At 60.4% G+C, this 18,056-nt stretch carries 22 protein-coding genes and 2 tRNA genes; 12 read left to right on the forward strand and 12 right to left on the reverse strand.

Annotated elements, in window-relative coordinates:
- Window positions 1-12: 12 nt before the first annotated feature.
- Window positions 13-342 carry a zinc ribbon domain-containing protein gene (locus tag EGH24_RS01265; RefSeq protein ID WP_142978359.1) on the reverse strand — a complete coding sequence of 110 codons (330 nt, stop codon included), beginning with the start codon at window positions 340-342 and terminating at the stop codon, window positions 13-15.
- 147 nt (window positions 343-489) lie between these two features.
- On the opposite strand from EGH24_RS01265, the gene EGH24_RS01270 reads away from it, so the two are divergent.
- Genes EGH24_RS01270 through EGH24_RS01280 form a run of 3 tightly spaced genes read left to right on the forward strand, consistent with a single transcriptional unit; the run spans window position 490 to window position 4,636 of the window.
- On the forward strand, window positions 490-3,867 hold the full coding sequence (locus EGH24_RS01270; protein ID WP_142978360.1) for a BGTF surface domain-containing protein: 3,378 nt from the start codon (window positions 490-492) through the stop codon (window positions 3,865-3,867).
- 44 nt (window positions 3,868-3,911) lie between these two features.
- Window positions 3,912-4,355 carry a DUF5796 family protein gene (locus tag EGH24_RS01275; protein ID WP_142978361.1) on the forward strand — a complete coding sequence of 148 codons (444 nt, stop codon included), beginning with the start codon at window positions 3,912-3,914 and terminating at the stop codon, window positions 4,353-4,355.
- Entirely contained in the window at window positions 4,352-4,636 is a 285-nt protein-coding gene (locus EGH24_RS01280; RefSeq protein ID WP_142978362.1) for a DUF7508 domain-containing protein, read from the forward strand. The genes EGH24_RS01275 and EGH24_RS01280 overlap by 4 nt, the downstream gene beginning before the upstream one ends.
- Before the next feature lie 9 nt (window positions 4,637-4,645).
- Here the strand turns inward: EGH24_RS01280 and EGH24_RS01285 are convergent, their stop codons facing one another.
- The 3 genes from EGH24_RS01285 to EGH24_RS01295 form a co-directional block, all read right to left on the reverse strand.
- Window positions 4,646-5,590 carry an alpha/beta fold hydrolase gene (locus tag EGH24_RS01285; RefSeq protein ID WP_142978363.1) on the reverse strand — a complete coding sequence of 315 codons (945 nt, stop codon included), beginning with the start codon at window positions 5,588-5,590 and terminating at the stop codon, window positions 4,646-4,648.
- A gap of 75 nt (window positions 5,591-5,665) precedes the next feature.
- On the reverse strand, window positions 5,666-6,178 hold the full coding sequence (locus tag EGH24_RS01290; RefSeq protein ID WP_142978364.1) for a hypothetical protein: 513 nt from the start codon (window positions 6,176-6,178) through the stop codon (window positions 5,666-5,668).
- A gap of 157 nt (window positions 6,179-6,335) precedes the next feature.
- Window positions 6,336-6,419: transfer RNA gene (locus tag EGH24_RS01295), tRNA-Leu, on the reverse strand.
- 89 nt (window positions 6,420-6,508) lie between these two features.
- On the opposite strand from EGH24_RS01295, the gene EGH24_RS01300 reads away from it, so the two are divergent.
- Together EGH24_RS01300 and EGH24_RS01305 are read left to right on the forward strand one after the other, a co-directional pair.
- Window positions 6,509-6,991, forward strand: a complete 483-nt coding sequence (locus tag EGH24_RS01300) for a DUF309 domain-containing protein (RefSeq protein ID WP_142978365.1) — start codon at window positions 6,509-6,511, stop codon at window positions 6,989-6,991.
- Window positions 6,992-7,063: 72 nt separating this feature from the next.
- Entirely contained in the window at window positions 7,064-7,882 is an 819-nt protein-coding gene (locus EGH24_RS01305) for a succinylglutamate desuccinylase/aspartoacylase domain-containing protein (protein ID WP_142978366.1), read from the forward strand.
- A gap of 23 nt (window positions 7,883-7,905) precedes the next feature.
- Here EGH24_RS01305 and EGH24_RS01310 read toward each other — a convergent pair whose 3' ends face one another.
- Window positions 7,906-8,355: a UPF0179 family protein gene (locus tag EGH24_RS01310; RefSeq protein WP_142978367.1), complete on the reverse strand. Its 450-nt coding sequence runs from the start codon at window positions 8,353-8,355 to the stop codon at window positions 7,906-7,908.
- Window positions 8,356-8,420: 65 nt separating this feature from the next.
- Window positions 8,421-8,801 carry a DUF5820 family protein gene (locus EGH24_RS01315; RefSeq protein WP_142978368.1) on the reverse strand — a complete coding sequence of 127 codons (381 nt, stop codon included), beginning with the start codon at window positions 8,799-8,801 and terminating at the stop codon, window positions 8,421-8,423.
- Window positions 8,802-8,880: 79 nt separating this feature from the next.
- On the opposite strand from EGH24_RS01315, the gene EGH24_RS01320 reads away from it, so the two are divergent.
- Genes EGH24_RS01320 through EGH24_RS01330 form a run of 3 tightly spaced genes read left to right on the forward strand, consistent with a single transcriptional unit; the run spans window position 8,881 to window position 12,159 of the window.
- Window positions 8,881-10,356, forward strand: a complete 1,476-nt coding sequence (locus tag EGH24_RS01320) for a DASH family cryptochrome (RefSeq protein WP_142978369.1) — start codon at window positions 8,881-8,883, stop codon at window positions 10,354-10,356.
- A 52-nt stretch (window positions 10,357-10,408) separates the two neighbouring features.
- Window positions 10,409-11,380, forward strand: coding sequence for a hydroxyacid dehydrogenase (locus tag EGH24_RS01325; protein WP_142978370.1), 972 nt, complete (start codon window positions 10,409-10,411; stop codon window positions 11,378-11,380).
- Window positions 11,377-12,159, forward strand: a complete 783-nt coding sequence (locus tag EGH24_RS01330; RefSeq protein ID WP_142978371.1) for an HpcH/HpaI aldolase family protein — start codon at window positions 11,377-11,379, stop codon at window positions 12,157-12,159. The genes EGH24_RS01325 and EGH24_RS01330 overlap by 4 nt, the downstream gene beginning before the upstream one ends.
- A gap of 30 nt (window positions 12,160-12,189) precedes the next feature.
- Here the strand turns inward: EGH24_RS01330 and EGH24_RS01335 are convergent.
- A tRNA-Glu gene (locus tag EGH24_RS01335) sits at window positions 12,190-12,264 on the reverse strand.
- A 114-nt stretch (window positions 12,265-12,378) separates the two neighbouring features.
- Window positions 12,379-13,149, reverse strand: coding sequence for a 23S rRNA (uridine(2552)-2'-O)-methyltransferase (locus EGH24_RS01340; RefSeq protein WP_142978372.1), 771 nt, complete (start codon window positions 13,147-13,149; stop codon window positions 12,379-12,381).
- A 151-nt stretch (window positions 13,150-13,300) separates the two neighbouring features.
- On the opposite strand from EGH24_RS01340, the gene EGH24_RS01345 reads away from it, so the two are divergent.
- Complete coding sequence (locus EGH24_RS01345) at window positions 13,301-14,365, forward strand: DNA-methyltransferase (RefSeq protein ID WP_142978373.1); 1,065 nt, start codon at window positions 13,301-13,303, stop codon at window positions 14,363-14,365.
- A 2-nt stretch (window positions 14,366-14,367) separates the two neighbouring features.
- On the opposite strand, the gene EGH24_RS01350 is transcribed toward EGH24_RS01345, so the two are convergent.
- The 3 genes from EGH24_RS01350 to samp2 are packed head-to-tail and all read right to left on the reverse strand — an operon-like array spanning window position 14,368 to window position 15,551.
- On the reverse strand, window positions 14,368-14,811 hold the full coding sequence (locus tag EGH24_RS01350; protein ID WP_142978374.1) for a GNAT family N-acetyltransferase: 444 nt from the start codon (window positions 14,809-14,811) through the stop codon (window positions 14,368-14,370).
- 1 nt (window position 14,812) lies between these two features.
- Complete coding sequence (locus tag EGH24_RS01355) at window positions 14,813-15,301, reverse strand: peroxiredoxin family protein (RefSeq protein WP_142978375.1); 489 nt, start codon at window positions 15,299-15,301, stop codon at window positions 14,813-14,815.
- 49 nt (window positions 15,302-15,350) lie between these two features.
- Window positions 15,351-15,551, reverse strand: a complete 201-nt coding sequence (gene samp2 / locus EGH24_RS01360) for a ubiquitin-like small modifier protein SAMP2 (RefSeq protein WP_142978376.1) — start codon at window positions 15,549-15,551, stop codon at window positions 15,351-15,353.
- A 106-nt stretch (window positions 15,552-15,657) separates the two neighbouring features.
- Between samp2 and EGH24_RS01365 the strand changes: the two genes are divergently transcribed.
- Complete coding sequence (locus EGH24_RS01365; protein WP_142978377.1) at window positions 15,658-16,635, forward strand: replication factor C small subunit; 978 nt, start codon at window positions 15,658-15,660, stop codon at window positions 16,633-16,635.
- A 26-nt stretch (window positions 16,636-16,661) separates the two neighbouring features.
- Here EGH24_RS01365 and EGH24_RS01370 read toward each other — a convergent pair whose 3' ends face one another.
- Window positions 16,662-16,940 carry a hypothetical protein gene (locus EGH24_RS01370; RefSeq protein ID WP_142978378.1) on the reverse strand — a complete coding sequence of 93 codons (279 nt, stop codon included), beginning with the start codon at window positions 16,938-16,940 and terminating at the stop codon, window positions 16,662-16,664.
- A 273-nt stretch (window positions 16,941-17,213) separates the two neighbouring features.
- Between EGH24_RS01370 and EGH24_RS01375 the strand changes: the two genes are divergently transcribed.
- Window positions 17,214-17,555 carry a TrmB family transcriptional regulator gene (locus EGH24_RS01375; RefSeq protein WP_142978379.1) on the forward strand — a complete coding sequence of 114 codons (342 nt, stop codon included), beginning with the start codon at window positions 17,214-17,216 and terminating at the stop codon, window positions 17,553-17,555.
- Entirely contained in the window at window positions 17,552-17,911 is a 360-nt protein-coding gene (locus EGH24_RS01380; RefSeq protein ID WP_142978380.1) for a type II toxin-antitoxin system PemK/MazF family toxin, read from the forward strand. The genes EGH24_RS01375 and EGH24_RS01380 overlap by 4 nt, the downstream gene beginning before the upstream one ends.
- Window positions 17,912-18,056: the final 145 nt, after the last annotated feature.

Raw genomic sequence — 18,056 nt, forward strand, 5'->3', positions numbered from 1 at the left:
CGATTTGACTCCCTATAGCAGGAAATAGAGGACGACGCCGATGAGCACGAACACTAACGAGAAAACGGCGTTGGCCCAGACTTTCGGCGGCCGGCCGAACACTCGCCCGAGCAGTTGGCGACTCGGCGGGAACAGTTGGATCCCGCCAAGGATTATCGGTACCCCGCCGAGGTTCCCCGGAAGCAGCGAGATGCCGGCGACGATCAACAGGAAGCCGAATGCGTAGCTCACCCGTCCGATGATCACTTTGCGTCTCGTATTGGGGTCCTGTGGCTCACCACAGTTCGGACAGAACGTCGCCCCCTCGTCGACATCCGTGCCACAGGAGTCACACGCCGGCATACTTGATAATAGTGTCAAGGAATGAGTGTCATATCAACTCTTTCATCGCTTTGTTTGCTTGGAGGGTGATTCTAATAGCTGATAATTGAACCGGATATGTTAAGAGTTGAGAGTCAAAATAACGGATATCAGTAGTGTAGCCTCCTCATGTATAATGACAACTTCCGATTGAGTCTGCAGATTACTGTAGTGATAGTAGCTACGGCCCTTCTTTTGATCCCCGCAATGTCAGGGGGCGTCGCAGCAGATGATGGCAATTTTGAAATCAATATTACCGACGCACCTGAGAGCATAGCGGAGGGGGAAGACATCAAGATCGTATTTAATATTACCAATACCGGTAATGAAACGGCTGAGCGAGATATTGTATTTGAAGGAAACGAGAACGAAGTGAATCGAACTAAAGTCTCTGTGAGCGCATCTGGTTCTGAAACACAAAACCTCACTTGGAAAAATACGCCAACACGACCAGCGCGTGAGTTGCAATCTGCAATACTTGTTGAGGGTGGCGACGCTGATGGAGTTGACTCGACTACGACAATTGTACGTTGGAATGAAACCGAAGTTCAGGATCTAACAGTAAATCGAACTTCGGTTTCGACGGGAGCGAGACTAAATTTTACTGCGACAATCAGAAACATCGGCACAACAGAGGTAAACCGTTCAATCCGGCTGAAAAATAACACCGGTAGAGTGATAAACAATACCACGAAAAAAATCGGGCCGACGGAATCAGTTCAATACACCAATCAAACGACAGCACCGATCATACCAGGTGAATACGTATATACACTTGAACCGGAGCGACCCGACACCAGTAATGCCAAATCGGTTACAGTCACCGTCGATGCTTTCAACGTAAAAATTACCGAAACAATTGTTGATGGCAGTCAAATCACGGTTGAAGCCAACATAACAAAGGATGGAAGTCGTACCGCTACACAGGATGTTTTCTTTGATGTGGAAGGTGTGAAAAAAGACACAAAATCAGTCACCGTTGAGGGAACGACACCAACGCCAGTCAAATTCACTTATGATACTGGAAATGAAGATTTCACGGACCGAAACATATCAGTTAGAACCCAACAGCCCGATATCGACACGGCGCGCATATCAAAAGCAGCAATCAAAGCTGGGCCGAAAATAAATTCAGTCACTAACCAGTTTGTTCAGGCTGAAGAAACGGTTACAATCAATTACACCGCTGATGGACCAGACGTCGATACAGCAACGCTAGTTATTACCGATCCGAATGGTGAAATATTCAGAAATCGAAAAGTTAGCACTGGGACAGAATTGGAAGAATCCATTGAGATGCCCGTCCGCGATCGTCTCGTTGATGGAAGATATGATATTCGTCTCACTGTTGAAGATGACTTCGGTCGAACAAAATCAGCAACACTAGAGGGGGGATTTGTTGTTGCCGACATCCGACGGACTGATGAAACAAACGAATTTTCGCAATCATCCTATCGATCACCGGCGGGTGATTTCGTCGAGATCGATCTGACACACGAAAGTTTCGATGAAGCGTATGTACTGATCGGCGGCGATAAACAGGACGGCGTTGCAAACCCGAAGAACTACTTAGATATTCTGAAAGTGAGTAATAATGCACGGTTCGTCATTAATACACGACTCATCGGGACGAATCGGCCCTCCGAGGAGGTTTATATTCCACTCGAAGGGGATGTAACGAGCTATGCACACTCAATCGGCCCGGATAGCGAACCGAAAGGGGAATTCCGATACGTGTCTTTTGAGGGTAAAGGCGGTAACAAGATCGCTGATTCATTAGCTGAGTATCGCAGTAAGATCGGTCTTACTCCGAGACATGCCCCATTACAGGCTGATAGATATCGGCTCGTGGCTGGAGGGACTGGTACGATTATGCTTCGAGATCAAAACATCCCAGATCTTCGAAATCCCTTTGATCGATCCAATATAGTGTTGACACAGCCGGAACTCGGCCAAGTTAACACATATGTATTACCAACGGGTGCCGCAAATGAAATCGACCAATATGCAGAGAATGAAGACGTGAGCGGTATCCAAGATATAGGCGAATTAAAAGCTGCTGCTACGGAGTCTGATTACATTGCACGAGGAGATCGACTACTCGTCGAAGTGCAGGCGACAGGGATGTTCGGAGCAGCTCTTGATGGAGCTACCACACAACCAACACACTCTGTATTAGATGAAAGTATAAGCGACCCGGAGAACAGTGACATTCCACCAGAACAAATGGCAGCACTACGAAATAGACCTGAGGGGGTAGAAATCGACCTTTCTACAAAACGGCTTGGTAGTCCCAACAGAGCAGAAGCACATCTTCGTTTTGATGGAGCCAGCAATAGCGATGTCTATGTCCTTCCAGATAACACAGCGGACTTATGGGAGAACGAAAGTAGAGTCGGTGATGGACCAATTATCGGTGGTTTTTATATGATTGTTGATACCCGTGGAACAGAACCATTTGATCGTCAGCCGGGTGATGGTGATGTTTTAGAATTCGAAATTGCGTACGAATCACCGCCAGATAGCCGGTTTGTATATGAAAACCCCTCACTCAGCGAACATCCCAACCCATTCAATCCCGCAGACGAGGCTGTCGACGGAGTCGAACACTACCCCTACTTCGGTGACCGTGGAACAACAATCGAGCGTAACGCAACCATTCGAGTTCAGGAACCATCAGTCACGTATGATCGGACGACACCGAATGGAGAATTGATTGTCCCGGCCGAAAGTGATGGGCAGATTTTCGGGGCAACAAGTATTGCTCCGGGCTCAAGAGTAACTATCCAACTGATTGAAAACGAACGACCAAATCAAGAACTCATAACGATTGAGGATGTAAAAATCAACGAGGATCGGACGTTTAGTGCAACTGGAGATTTCTCTGAACTCTCTCCAGGGCAACAGGTTGATGTTGAGCTCTACATTAACGAACGGATTGCTACCTCTCCATCTAGTTTCAGTCCGCATCGGATCGACAAACGTACCGCTCGTGTCGTCGGTGATCTTGACAACCCAGCTACGTATGAAATTGAATCAATCGCAGAACAAGTTGAGACACAGCAACGATCATCACTGCAAGAAATAGAGGCAACTATCAACAATACTGGAAGCATCTCCGGACGACAAATCGTTGAGATCAGAATCGACAACGAAACAATCCGCGAAGAATCACTCGTTATTCAAAGCGGCCAGTCAACTACAGTCGATCTATCGGGACAATTCGTCACGCTTCCGATCGGCACATACAATTATACCGTGCTAACAGAAGATGATCAACGGACGGGACAATTAACTGTCACCGAACCAGATAGCGGGACAGTAATCAGCAGTTCGGAAAACGTAACAACGAGCAGTAGCCCAGTCGATGATACCAGCGGTACTGGAAATAATAATGAGAGTGGCAACGAGAGCGGCCTCTTCGGCTTACTCGGGATTCGCAGTCGTGACGTCGTCGTCGCCACGGCTGTCACCGGTGCGGTCCACGTCCTCGGCTACTGGGCCTGATCCGTAACCGGCGACTTTTTTCGCTCACACCCATACGAGGAAGTATGCCCGTCCACAGCGATGTCGCCCCGCGAACGCTCGGCGTCGATCTCCGTCCCGAAGGCGTGGTCGTGACCTACGCCGACGGCCGGACGACGATGTACCGGGGCGTGCCGACCAAAGTCAGCGACTCGCTGACGACGAACCCCGGCAAGGAGACGCACCTGCTCGTCACTGATCCGAGCGAAACCGAGGGCGTCATGCTCTACGTCAACGATCTGAAAACCCACGACGAGATCTTCGAAGACACAGGCGTGGGACGCATCCTGCTGGACGACGGCGACGAGGAGGAGGTCTTCCCCGGTGTGACGGTCCGCCGCGACGGCGACCACCGAACGACCGTCGAGGCCGACCCGGACGTCGCCCGCGGCCGGGTGTTCGTCTTCGTCGAGGATGACTGGGGCGAGGAAAGTTACGAGTTCGTCCCCGAATCCGAACTGGATGCATGAGCCTCCGCAAACAGTGGCGCGACCTCGACCGATCGACCGTTCGGAGCGCGCCTGATCGCTACGCGCTATACGAGGTCGGCGACGATAACGGGACGAGTCTCGGTGTCGGGATCGGCGTGTTGCCGGATGAACTCCGCGAACTACTGGCCTACGGCGAGGGCTCGAACTTCCATTCGGCGGTCGACGCCGATGCGGCCGGCGAGCCAGCGAAGGTGCGATGGGAACTCACCACCTCGAAATCCCACGCCGAAAACCTCCTTGCAGAACACAGAGACGACTGAGCGACTGCCTCAATCGTCGATTGCTGCGAACTGCCCGTCGATCACGTCGTCGAACTGCTCCGGAAACTCGACGTGCGGGAGCAACATGCTGTTGTCGAAGACAACGAGATCAGCGTCGGCTTCGTTGGCCAGTTCCCGACCATCCGAGAGCGGCGTGATGTCGGCCTCCCGGCCCCAGAGGATCGTCGTCGGAACGTCGAGCGTAGCGATTAGTTCGGCCAGGTCACGGTCGGCGTTGAGGTAGCCGCTGATGAACGAGGCTGGAGCGAAGCGGGCGTTCGGTTGGTGAGTCGTCTGCCACTCGTAGTCCAGCCACTCGTCGGCGACGTTGTCGATGTCGTAGTAGCCGTGGTCGGCGTTGAAATACCGGATCGAGGGTTTCGAAGCGATGAGGTTGAACAACCCAGTGCCGAGCAGCGGTAGCCGGAACAGCTCCCGAAGCCATTCCTTCGGCGGGTCAGGACCGGCGATCGCGGTCGGACAGATCAACAGCAGTTCGGACACGTCGGCGTCGTTGTCGGTTTCGAGCGCGCCCAACACGTACGCCGCCGACAACGACGAAGCGACAACCGAGGGCTCGTCGTACTCGGCGAGGAAGTCGGCAACGAACTCCTCATACAGCGTAGCGGAGTACCGCAGCGGTGGGCGGTCGGAGCGACCGAAGCCCGGGAGGTCTGGCGCGATGACGTGGTAGTCGGCGGCGAGGTCGCCGAACACTTCGCGGAACTCGCCGCTTGAGCCGGCAGCGTTGATCCCATGCAGCATGACCAGCGGCGGGTTCTCGGGGTCGCCAGCGGTCGTGTAGGCGATATCCATCCCGCGCCAGCGATAGGTGTGTTGCTCGCCGTCAAGGGCCGGCGGGAGATCGGTCGCCGTTGACCGCAGCCACCGGTTGACGGCCGCGAGGGCTCCGCCGCCGAGGGCGGTCCCAGCGAGCAGGTTTCGTATCGACATACCTGTACTTGTGGAGGCAGATAGTTATACTCCACAGTTCAGTGAGAACGTTTCAGGATGCTGTCAATAAAACCACTAATTATCGACTCGTGTACGAAGCTCATCGCCAGACAATGTTGTTACTTCGTTGTAGGGTCCGTCCGCTTGTTTTCCTTGAACCACGAACTCAGTAACGTCATCAATAGAGTCATCTGCAGACTCGGAGATGCTCTCGAGGCTCAATTCAAAGTCACGCGTGAGTTCAGATTGAATATCCTCCCACGTATTGTCATCCGCTAGTAGCTCATCGCCGCTATATGCCTCAATGAGGACGTTCACTCGTTTGATACCGCTTCCTGACTCCAAGGTGTTTCTGACGACGATATCGGCACTCAAACCACTGGAAAACCCATACGAAAGAGCGATACTCTCCACACGAAGGTTCGGTGCGAATGCTCTAGAACTGGTGTCATCTTGCCCCTCATCTTGTTGAGTTTCGTTTTGCTGCTGCTCCGAGTCGGAGCTTGAACTATTACCACTACACCCCGCCAACACTGCGACACCACTGACCACGCCAACCTCTGTCAAAAACTTGCGACGGTTTACCATACTCAAACTGTTTCAAAACAAGAAGTTAAATTTGTCCATGATATGCCCTGTGTCGGGACTCACATCGACCTATTCAGCAGAGTCAGGTGACAGGAATTTTGCGAGGGAAGAACGCTCCACGAGCGGTCTTCCCGCATCTGCGGCGTGTGCCGCGCGATGCGAGGGGAGGGATTTGAACCCACGGACCTCTACAGGAGCGGATCTTGAGTCCGCCGCCGTTTCCCGGCTTGGCTACCCTCGCACGCGAGCAACAGTACCGGCGCGGCCCTGTTTAACGCGTCGGTTTTCTCCAGCAGCCACGCCTTTGCATCTCCACCCCAAAGCGACGACATGGACGACCACACCCGCGATCCGAGCGTCGCCCCGCCGCTCGGGAACCCGACCGGCTGGCGACAGTCCGAGCGACGCTGGGAACACGCCACCCTCCGGCGGGCGGTCGANCACGGCNTCCGGCTGTNCAACGNCGGNGNGTACCACGAGNCNCACGACTGCTTCGAGGACGAGTGGTACAACTACGGCCGCGGCACGACCGANAGCGCGTTCNNNCACGGNATGGTGCANGTCGCCGCNGGCGNNTACAAACACGTCGATTTCGAGGACGACGACGGGATGCGGTCGCTGTTTCGGACGGCCGCCCAGTACCTCCACGGCGTCCCCGACGATTTCTACGGCGTCGCCGTCGACGACATCCGAACGACGATCAGCGACGCCCAGACCGAGCCAACGCTGGTCGAAGACTGGCGACTCACGTTCGACGGCGACAGTCCCGACGCCTATCCCGCCGACTACGAGTACGCCGAGGAGTTGGAGTAAGACCCCGGTGTGCAGGCTACGGAGCGAGTCGAGACCGAGGAGATAAAATAGCCCGACAGTCTGGGTACGCCAATGAAGGTGTACGAGCTCGGGGAGGGCGAACCCGAGGTCGCGGTCGTCGGCGGTATCCACGGTGACGAGCCCTGTGGCCCGCTGGCGATCAAACGGCTACTCGCCGAGGAGCCGACCGTCGAGCGACCGGTGAAGTTCATCATCGCCAACGAACAGGCACTCGAAGCCGGCGAGCGGTATCTCGATGCCGACCTCAATCGCGTGTTTCCCGGCGACAGCGACAAGGAGGGCCACGAACACACGCTGGCCGCCGAAATCGCCCGCGAGGTCGAGGGCTGTACGACGCTCGCGCTCCACTCGACGCAGTCGTATCCCGATCCGATCGGCGCGGTCAAATCCGTCGACAGCGTGGCCAGAGAGATCTGTCCCCAACTCCCGGTGTCGATCATCGTCGAAACCGATGCCAACACCGACGGCCGGCTGATCCAGTACCCTCATGTGATCGAAGTCGAGTGCGGGCTCCAAGGCACCGACGAAGCGGCCGAAAACGGCTACGAACTCGTCCGGGCGTTTCTGGCCGCGACCGGCGTGTTGCCGCTGGGCGACCGGACGCTCCGACTGCCGGTTCCCGATCCCGGGTCAGTGCCAGTGTTCCAGCTGAAACGACCGATCCCGAAACCCGAGGGCACAGAGTACGAAGTGTTCGTCAACAACTTCGAGTTGGTAACGGCTGGAACGGCGTTTGCCGCCGTTGACGGCGAGGCAGTCTACGCCGAGGAGGACTTCTATCCCGTGTTGCTCTCGCCGTACGGCTACGCGAATATTTTCGGCTATATCTCCGAGCAGAACGGGACCGTCGCCGACTGGCCGAGTAGCTGAGCGGCGAACAGGCAACAGGGCCGCTATTCGTCGTCAGCTTCGAGTTCGACGAGCGTGAGATCCCGGTCGAGATGGCAGTAGTCGTGTGGCGGCTCGCCGTCGACGCTGGCGATGCGGTACTCCGTCTCGAACTCCGCACCGTCCGGAACGCAGAACTCGTGGCTCGGACACTGCGTGTGCGGACAGGGGCCCTCCAATTCGGTCTTGCTGCCCGCGTAGGCACCCCGCGAGGCGACGTTGGCGCGGACGGGTGCGGGTTCGACTTCGACAGCCCGAACCCCCTTGTCGTGCATCGCACAGTCCAGCAGTTGGGCGTTCTCGCGGAGTCCCGTCACGCGATAGCGACGGCCTTCGGTGAGGTTGAGGCACTGACTCCGGTAGGGACAGCCCTCACAGCCCGCCGCTTCACCCCCGAAGACGAACTCCCGGCCCTCCTCGGCGAGCCGGTCGCCGATCAGCGTGACGGTGGTCATACCCCCGTGTTGGCGATCCAGACGGATGACGGTTCCCCTCGGCGAACGAATCCGCGGGGAGCAAATCAGTCGCCGACGAGCTCGTCGAGTTTCTCGAAGTAGTCCTCGCGTGGGACCTGATACAGCCCGCGGTAGTCAATGTCGCCGTCGATGAACCGCTGGGCGAAGTCGGTCGCGCCCGCGAGTGCGGCCGCGCGGTCGTCGTAGCGTTCGGTGCCGGCGTCGATCTCCGGCTCCAAGAAGAGCGTCACCTGCCAGTCAGTGACGTCGCCGCCGGCCGAACCGGGGCGTCGGCGCGGCGAGCCGTTGGTCACGTAGATCGTCGGCAAACAAGCGGCCGGAAACGCCTCCGAATCGAAGACATCGGGCCGGTAGGCGAGGATCACCCGGCCGTCAGTCTCCGCATTCCAGACCTGCCAGCCCGCCGGCATCGACTCGCTGTCCATACCCTTGCTTCGTGTCGAACCACTAAGTGGCCTCGCTTGCCCGCGACAGGATAATATCGCTCAAGCCCCGTGGATAGCTATGCCCGAGACTGCGATCTGGTGGGTGCGTCATGACCTGCGACTCCACGACAACCCGACACTTGCGGCCGCTTCGGAGGCCGATCACCTCCTCGCTGTCTACTGTTTCGATCCAGCCGCGTACGGCAACCAACCCTACGGCGGCAGCGACGATTTCACGTTCCAAAAGACCGGGTCACATCGCGCACAGTTCCACCGCGAAGCCGTCGATGACCTCCGGGCGTCGCTCCGCGAGCGCGGAAGCGACCTCCTCGTCCGCCACGGCGATCCAGCCACCGAGATCGCCGCTGTCGTCGACGCGGTCGACGCGGACCGGCTCCACGCCCAGCGGCTCCCAGCCCCCGAAGAAGTCGCTACCGAGGGAGCTGTCCGCGAGGCCGTCGGCGACGACGTTGCCGTCGAAACCCACTGGACACACACGCTGTATCACCCCGATGACCTGCCGTCGCCACCAGCCGAGATACAGGACACCTACACGCCGTTCCGCAAAGCGGTCGAAGCTGACAGCGACGTGCGGCCGACCGTCGAGACGCCGTCGCTACCGCCGTTGCCAGAGTCGGCGCCTGAAGCCGGATCGATTCCGACGCTTGCCGATCTCGATTCGTCGTTGTCGCCGCCCGAGCCAGACGACCACGCTGGCCTCGGTTTCGAGGGCGGCGAAACAGCCGGCAAGGCGCGACTCCAGCACTACCTCTGGGAGGCCGACCGCCTGCGAGAGTACAAGGAGACGCGGAACGGCCTGCGCGGGGCCGATTTCTCCTCGAAACTGTCGGCGTGGCTGGCGGCCGGCTGTCTATCGCCGCGACACATTGCTGCGGAAGTCGGTCGCTACGAGACCGAGCGCGTCGCCAACGACTCGACGTACTGGCTCGTTTTCGAACTGCTGTGGCGCGATTTCTTCCAGTTCCAAGTCGCCAAATACGGTGGCCAGTACTTCGCAAAAGGTGGCCTGCAAGAACGCGATGGGCTCGATTGGCGAGACCCGGACGATGAGCCTGCTGCCAACACTGCCTTCGACCAATGGTGTGCGGGCGAAACCGGAATCCCGTTCGTCGATGCCGCCATGCGGGAGTTGAACGCGACGGGCTACCAGTCGAACCGCGCGCGACAGAACGCGGCGTCGTTCCTCGCAAACGACCTCGGGATCGACTGGCGACGCGGTGCGGCCTACTTCGAGACGCAGTTGGTCGATTACGACCCCTGCTCGAACTACGGCAACTGGGCCTATATCGCCGGCGTCGGCAACGACTCGCGGGACCGGGCGTTCAACATCCTCTGGCAGGCCGACCGCTACGACCCCGACGCCGCGTACGTCACCCACTGGCTCCCTGAACTCGCTGGGCTACCGGCCCGGTACGCGCACGCGCCGTGGACGATGAGCGACGCCGAGCAGTCGGAGTACGGCGTCGAACTCGGGAGCGACTACCCCGAACCGACGGTTCGGCTTGAGATTCCCGACGACGTATTCGACGAGTGATGGTCCCCGCAGGACGGTGCACACTTTTCCATCTCCGAATCGAACAGCCGCTATGACAGATTCGTGGCAAGTGTTGTTGCCGCCGGATATCGATCCGTCGGGCCCCCAATCCATCGCTGACTTCGCGGAGTGTACCGGCATGGACGAGTACGACAGCGTCGACGCCGCGCTCGACGATATCGACCGCTACGATGCGGTGATCGTCCGTGTCGCACCCCTAGACGCCGACGTGATCGAACGCGCCGACCGGCTCAAAGTGATCGCCAAACACGGCAGCGGGCTCGACAACGTCGATATCGACGCCGCCAGCGAGCGCGATATCGTCGTCTGCAACACGCCCGGCGTCAACGCCCGCTCTGTCGCCGAGCACTCGATCGCGCTGCTGTTCGGCGTCCAGCGAAACCTCCATACGGCCGACCGCCACGTCCGTGACGGCGGCTGGAATCGGGACGCCTACCGCGGGCGGGAACTCATCGGCGACACGCTCGGGCTGATGGGCTACGGCTCGATTGCAAAGGAAACCGCCCAGTTGGCCGAAGGAATCGGCCTCAATATCATCGCCTACGACCCCCACCACGACGAGTCGATCCGGGACGGCGTCGTCCGCGTGAAAACACTGACCGAACTCTTCGAGCGATCCGATGCCGTCAGCCTCCACGTCCCGCTGGTTGCGGGGACCCGCGGCGCGGTCTCGACCGAACAGCTGAACGCCCTCGGCGAGACGGGCGTCCTCATCAACACGGCCCGCGGCGGCGTGATCGACGAGGACGCACTCGTCGACGCGCTCAACCGCGACGCGATCGGCGGAGCCGGCCTCGATACGTTCGAAAACGAACCACTCGGCGAGGATCACCCGCTGGTCGAGGACGACCGCGTGTTGCTCACACCGCATATCGGCGGCGTCACTGTCGACGCCCTCAAGCGCATGAGTCAGGGTGCAGCCGACAACATCCGGACGGTCTACGAGGGCGACATCCCCGAGTCGACGGTCAACCGCGAAGCCATCGAGGGGGCCGTCCAATGACCAACAACGCGATCCGCCGCGCCGTCGAAAACGACGAGCCCGTCTTCGGCGCGAGCGCGGCAACGTTCTCGCCGACGATGATCGAAGTCTTCGGCGATCTCGGCTTGGATTTCGTCTGGCTGGATCTCGAACACGGCGGGCCGAGTCCCTACGACAGCACCGCCCTCGAAGAGTTGACGCGGGCCGCCGATGTGGTCGATATCGAACTCCTCGTGCGGATTCCGATGCCCGAACCCTCCATCGTCCGGAAGGTCGTCGACGCCGGCGTCAGAACGGTGTTGATCCCGCGGATCGAAACGGCCGACGAACTCCGGCCAGCCGTTGAGGCGGCCTACTTCTCCTACGACGGCGATGTCGGCGACCGCGGCGTCGGTATCGGCCGCGGCAGCCGATGGGCCGGCTACGACGACAGCCACGTCGGCGACGCCGACGAGGACATCCTCGTCGGGACGATGATCGAAAACGAACGCGCACTCGACAACCTCGATTCGATCCTCTCGGTCCCACAACTCGGCTTCGCGTTCCTCGGGCCGGCAGATATGGAGATGTCGATGTCCGGCGGCGACCCGCTCGCCAAACACCCCGAGGCGATTGCGGAGGGCATCGACAACACGCTGGAGGCCTGTCTCGACGCCGGCGTCCCCGCAGGGCGGATTCTGAACGATCCCGACGCTGCAGCCGACGCCGTCGATGACGGCTTCCGGATCGTCCGCATCGGCGACGATATCGGCGCGGTGCGGCAGGTGCTCAGCGAGCGACTCGAAACAGTCACCGAGTAGCGCGGCTATTGCGGATTGAATCGAAGAGAATGCTCGGTATGGGATTTGAACCCATGTCCTCGGCTCGAAAGGCCAAGATGATTGGCCGGACTACACCAACCGAGCGCGGCATATCGAGCCACGGCGGGGCCATACATAAACCTCATCAATCACGGCCGGGGTGTGTATCAGTTGCACACCCACAGCCGTCGCCGCCGTGGATCCGCGACTGACCAACAGTCAATCGACGCGTTCGGCGAACGCGAAGGTCGGTTTCACGTCCGTGATCCGCACTTCGACCGTCTCGCCGGTCGTCGTCCCGGAGACGAAGAGCGTGAAGCCTTCGATCTCGGCGACGCCGTCGCCTTCCTCGCCGACATCGGTGATCTCGACCTCACGGGTGTCGCCGACGCTGACGGGCGCGGTTAGGCGGTGTTTGCCGACGAGATAGACCTCCGAGGAGCTATCCCGTGAGGCCTCGGGGCTCATCGTCCGGACGTACTGGAAGGCGTCCTCGATCTCCTCGCGGAGCACCTCGAGGTCTTGGCCCTGAAACACCTTCACCGCGAAATCGCCGTCCGTCGCCAACACGTCTTTGGCGACTTCGAAGGCCTGCCGGGCGAGATGGACCGACCGCGCGTGATCGAGGTCGTACTCGCCGGTCATGTTCGGCGCGAGATCGGAGATGACGAGATCCGCGCCGCCCTCGCCGATGGTGTCCATGAGGCGATCTTTCGTCCGCTCTTCGGTCATATCTCCCTTGATCGTCTCGACGTTGTCGTGGTCCAGCTCGCGGATGCGCTGGAAATCGACGCCGACGACAGTCCCGCTCGGGCCGACTTTCTCGGCGGCGACCTGGAGCCAGCCGCCGGGGGCCGCACCAAGGTCGACGACGGTGTCGCCGGTGTCAAGGAGGTTTGCCTCGCGGTCGAGCTGTTTGAGCTTGTAGGCCGCCCGCGTGCGGTAGCCCTCCTGTTTGGCGCGATTGTAGTATTCGTCTTTGCGCGTCACAGCTGCCACCTCGGTTTCGGGGTGTCACGCGCTGGCGTGACCGATTCGGCGAGTAGGTACATACCTGCGCCACGGCGCGCACGCCCAAAGACATGCCGCACTCGGGGCGTGGCTGTCATTTATCACCATGACGCCCGTGTGGGTGGTAGAGATGGAAACCGAACATCGGGTCATCATCGACGACGCCCGGGGGCTCGACGCCCTCAACGACGACAGCGTTGAACTCGTCGTCACCTCCCCACCGTACCCGATGATCGAGATGTGGGACGACCTCTTTGCCGACCTCGATCCGGCGGTCGGCGATCGCCTTGAGGCCGGCGATGGCGACGCCGCGTTCGAGCGAATGCACGCGATACTCGATTCGGTCTGGGGGGAACTCGACCGCGTGCTCGTCGACGGCGGCATCGCCTGCATCAACGTCGGCGATGCGACCCGCACGCTGGACGGCGGCTTTCGCGTCTACCAGAACCACGCCCGGATCATCGAGGCCTTCACCGATCTCGGTTTTGACCCATTACCCGAAATCGTCTGGCGGAAACCGGCGAACTCCGCGGCGAAGTTCATGGGTAGCGGGATGGTCCCACCCAACGCCTACGTGACGCTGGAACACGAGTACGTGCTGCCGTTCCGGAAGGGTAGCGACCGTCGATCGTTCGAGCCGAATGCCGACCGCCGGTACAACGCCGCCTACTTCTGGGAGGAGCGAAACCGCTGGTTTTCGGATCTGTGGACCGACCTGCGCGGCGAACTTCAGTCGCTGGAAAACGACGACCTCCGGGATCGCTCCGGCGCGTTCCCGTTCGGGCTGCCCTACCGGCTCATCAACATGTACAGCGTCTACGGCGACACGGTCTGCGATCCGTTTTTCGGTACCGGGACGACGGGACTCGCGGCGGCGGTCGCCGGCCGAGATTCGGTCGGCTACGAACTCGAACCGGCTTTCGCGTCGGTCTTCGAGGAACGGATCGACGACGCGCCCGCACTCTCCCGTCGCGTCATCGACGACCGACTGGCCGCCCACAGAGAATTCGTCGACGACGAACGCGCGGCCGGCGAGACGTTCGACTACGCGGCCGACCACTACGACGTGCCCGTCCGCACCAAACAGGAACAGTCGATTCGGTTCTACGCGGCCGACGCAGTGGAGTCGACCGACGAGGGCTACCGGGTGACGCATACGCCGTTCGACGGCGTGGACGACGAATCCGAGTCCTGAATCTACGCCGTTGCGTCCGGCCGTCGAATCCCCCACAGCCGACCGTCATGCGGTTCGATCTCGAAACCACACGCCAGATAAAATGGGCGAACACCCTCGTCGAACACGGCTGTCAGCGGGTGCAGCGCGACTCGCTCGGCAGCCGCAGCCACGAGTCGCCGACCGATCCCGCGGTCGCGTCGGCGACGACGGACGGCGATCGCCGTGATCCGAACCGGATCGGCGTCGCCACCGGCTGGCTTGCTGTCGATGGCTGCCGAGGCGTCAAGCGCGATCGCGCCGACCGGCGTTGTGTCGATGGTGGCGAGGAGAACGAACCCGTCGGTTTCGCGGAGTTGCCGACGAAGCCGGTCGTCGTCGGTTTCGAGCATCGCGGCATCGAACAGCCGAGCGACGGCAAGGCGATCGTCGGGGTCGGCGGGGCGGATCGTCACCTCGCTGGCCATCCTACTGGTTCCGTTCGAGTTCAAGCAGCAGCCCCTCGATCGTCGGACGGTCACCGGGGCCCTCGCCGACGTGGGAGTACACCAGCCGCGGCTCGTCGTGGCGGCGGTCGATGATGAGGGCTAACGGCATCCGCCCAATGAGGTCGTGGAGTTGTCCGAGGAAGCCGAATCGGACGGGCTGGCCGAACCGCTCTGCGGTCGTACTCTCGGGATCGGCGAGGACAGGAAACGGGAGATCATAGGTGGCGGCCCACTCGGCGGCCCGTTCTTTCGGTTCGGGGAGGATCGAGACGACGATCGCGTTTCGCTGGCGGAACTCGTCGTACCGCTCGGCGATAGCGGCAACCTGCTCTTGGCAGTTGCTGCAGTGGTGATCGCGCTGAAACAGGAGGACGACAAACGCGGCATCGACCTGATCCAATCGGAGCGGGTCCGGCCCCGCCCCGCCGTTCGGGAGGTCGAAGGAGAGATCGGTCGGCGTCGAGTACATATCGGCTGTAGCGACCCGACCGACAAAAATACTCAGTTCCGACGGGAGGCTATCCGCCTTTGATGAGGCGGACGACCTGTACTGCGTCGACCTCGATCGGCTGATCCTCAGGGACCGGAGAGCCATCGACGAGCACCGATACCTCCTGTGGGCTGTAGTCGATTTCGGCCAGCAGGTCGGCGTAAGTCGCCGCGTCGCCGACGCTCACCTCGTGGGTGTCCTCACTGACGACCTCGACGGTCACGTCCATACCAAGGCTACAGCCGTCGAGTCATAAAGCGTGTCGGCTCCGCGGTCAGAGAGAAAACCGGATCAGTCTCGGGGCGTTTATCAGCCTCCCGGTCGCCAGCAACGGTATGAGCGACGCCGACGCCGCGGGGACGGCCGGCCGGGAGATCTGGATCGAGAAGTACCGCCCACAGACCCTCGACGACATCAAAGGCCAAGACGACATCGTCGAACGCCTCCAGAGCTACATCGACCAACACGACCTGCCGCATCTCCTCTTCTCCGGCGGCGCGGGCATCGGCAAAACGACCGCCGCAACCGCTATCGCCCGGCAGGTCTACGGCGACGANTGGCAGGNNAACTTCCTCGAACTCAACGCCTCCGACCAGCGCGGCATCGACGTGGTTCGCGACCGCATCAAGAGCTTCGCGCGGTCGTCGTTCGGCGGCCACGACTACCGGATCATCTTCCTCGACGAGGCGGACGCGCTCACGTCCGACGCGCAGTCGGCGCTCCGCCGGACGATGGAGCAGTTCTCCAACAACACCCGGTTCATCCTCTCNTGTAACTACTCCNNNNAGATNATCGANCCNATCCAGTCGCGGTGTGCCGTCTTCCGGTTTTCGCCGCTCTCGGACGACGCTATCGCCGCCCAGATCGACGAAATCGCCGCCGCCGAGGATATCGAGATCACCGACGACGGCCGGGAGGCACTGGTCTATGCAGCCGGTGGCGACATGCGCCGGGCGATCAACAGCCTGCAGGCCGCCGCCACGACGGGCGAAGTCGTCGACGAGGAGGCCGTCTATCTGATCACGTCGACCGCTCGGCCCGAGGAGATCGAGGCGATGGTCACCGACGCGATCAACGGCGATTTCGCCAAATCACGGGCAACGCTCGACACTCTCCTCACAGAGACCGGCATGGCCGGCGGTGACATCATCGACCAACTGCACCGCTCGGTGTGGGATCTCGACCTTGACGAACGGGCGGCCGTCCGGCTGATGGAGCGGATCGGCGAAGCCGACTACCGGATTACCGAGGGCGCGAACGAACAGGTCCAGCTTGAGGCACTGTTGGCGTCGCTCGCGTTGGACGAAGCCTGAGTACAGCCAAACCCGGCGGCGACCAGTCACTCCTCGGTGACAGGAATGAAAACGCCGTCGTCGCCAGCGTTGTCGACGCGATCGGTGGCGGCGCGGTCGCCCGCCGACTGGCCGCCGTCAGGGAGGAGTTTCTTTTTGCCGCCGCAACAGCCGCAGTCGGGGAGCAGCGCGCCCGCGATGTAGCCGGTCGCGCCGCCGAACCCGCCGCCGATGCCGGCCCCGACCGGGCCAGCTTTGCCGCCGAGCGACGCGCCGATTGATGCCCCGATTGACGCCGCCGTCTCTGCTTTTTTGTTGGATCGCATGTGCCCGTTGTAGGGCTGTATCGATAATGAAGATTGTGACCGGATAGCATGCGACGGCACCGACGGTCGAGGCGCAACCGTCTTTTCAGTGTCGTGCGTGGGTGTCACTGGCCGATGACGATCACACCGCTCCGAGGCGGGGTGGCTCCCGCCGGTGACGAGCCCTATGAGTGCCGAGGCCAACTTTCTAGGATCAACTCGCTCTACATAGCATCGGATAAGATACGAACATACAAACATACATTTATACAAAATTACGTCCAACACCCACGTATGCCGATCAGCATCGACGAGTTCGACTCCCACGACACAGCCGAGGAGACGAACGCCGAACAGGTGATTCGCTTCCTCGCGCGCAACGCCGACAAGGCGTACAAGGCCGTCGAAATCGCTGACGCCACCGGGATCAACCACAATTCGATCCACCCCGTCCTGAACCGACTCCACGACCGCGACCTCGTTCGCCATCGAGAGCCGTACTGGGCTATTGGCGACGCCGAAACCGTCCGCAACGCTGCGATGGTCAGCACAGCAGCGTCGTTTCTCGACGAGGAACTCGGCGAGGAGCGTCGTAGCGAGTGGCTGGCTGCCGCCCGCGAGGAGCGAGACGAGTGACGATCCCCGCGTTCGACGAGCTTTGCCGCGGCCACGTCGTGCTTGCCCCCGATCCGTTCAAATCTGACCACGAAGCCACGCGCCCATGGGTTGTCATCAACACTGACCGGCATCCGTTCGACGGCGAGCAGTACGTCGTCATGGGACTGACAACTCGGACGTGGTACGACGACCGGATACCCCTCGCTGCCGACGATTACCGCCACCGCTCCGCGCCGGAAACGAGTTCGATTATCCCACACGCAGTGGCATCGCTCAGTCCGTCGCTAGTAACCGACTACGTCTGTCGGATACACGACGAGCCGCTGAACCGGGCCGTCGAAACACTGCTCCCGTATCTCCATCCGGATCGATAGTCTCTGTCGGCTGTCGAAACGGGTGCCGATCTATCTCCGAGATCGAACCGACTACGCCCAGTTGGTGACGAGTAGGCCAGCCGTACGTTGCTGTCCGGGCAGGATACAACGGCTTACTCGCTCCGAGGGTTGACCCTACCGCGAG

It is taken from the genome of Halonotius terrestris, from assembly GCF_006861665.1.
Classification (GTDB): domain Archaea; phylum Halobacteriota; class Halobacteria; order Halobacteriales; family Haloferacaceae; genus Halonotius; species Halonotius terrestris.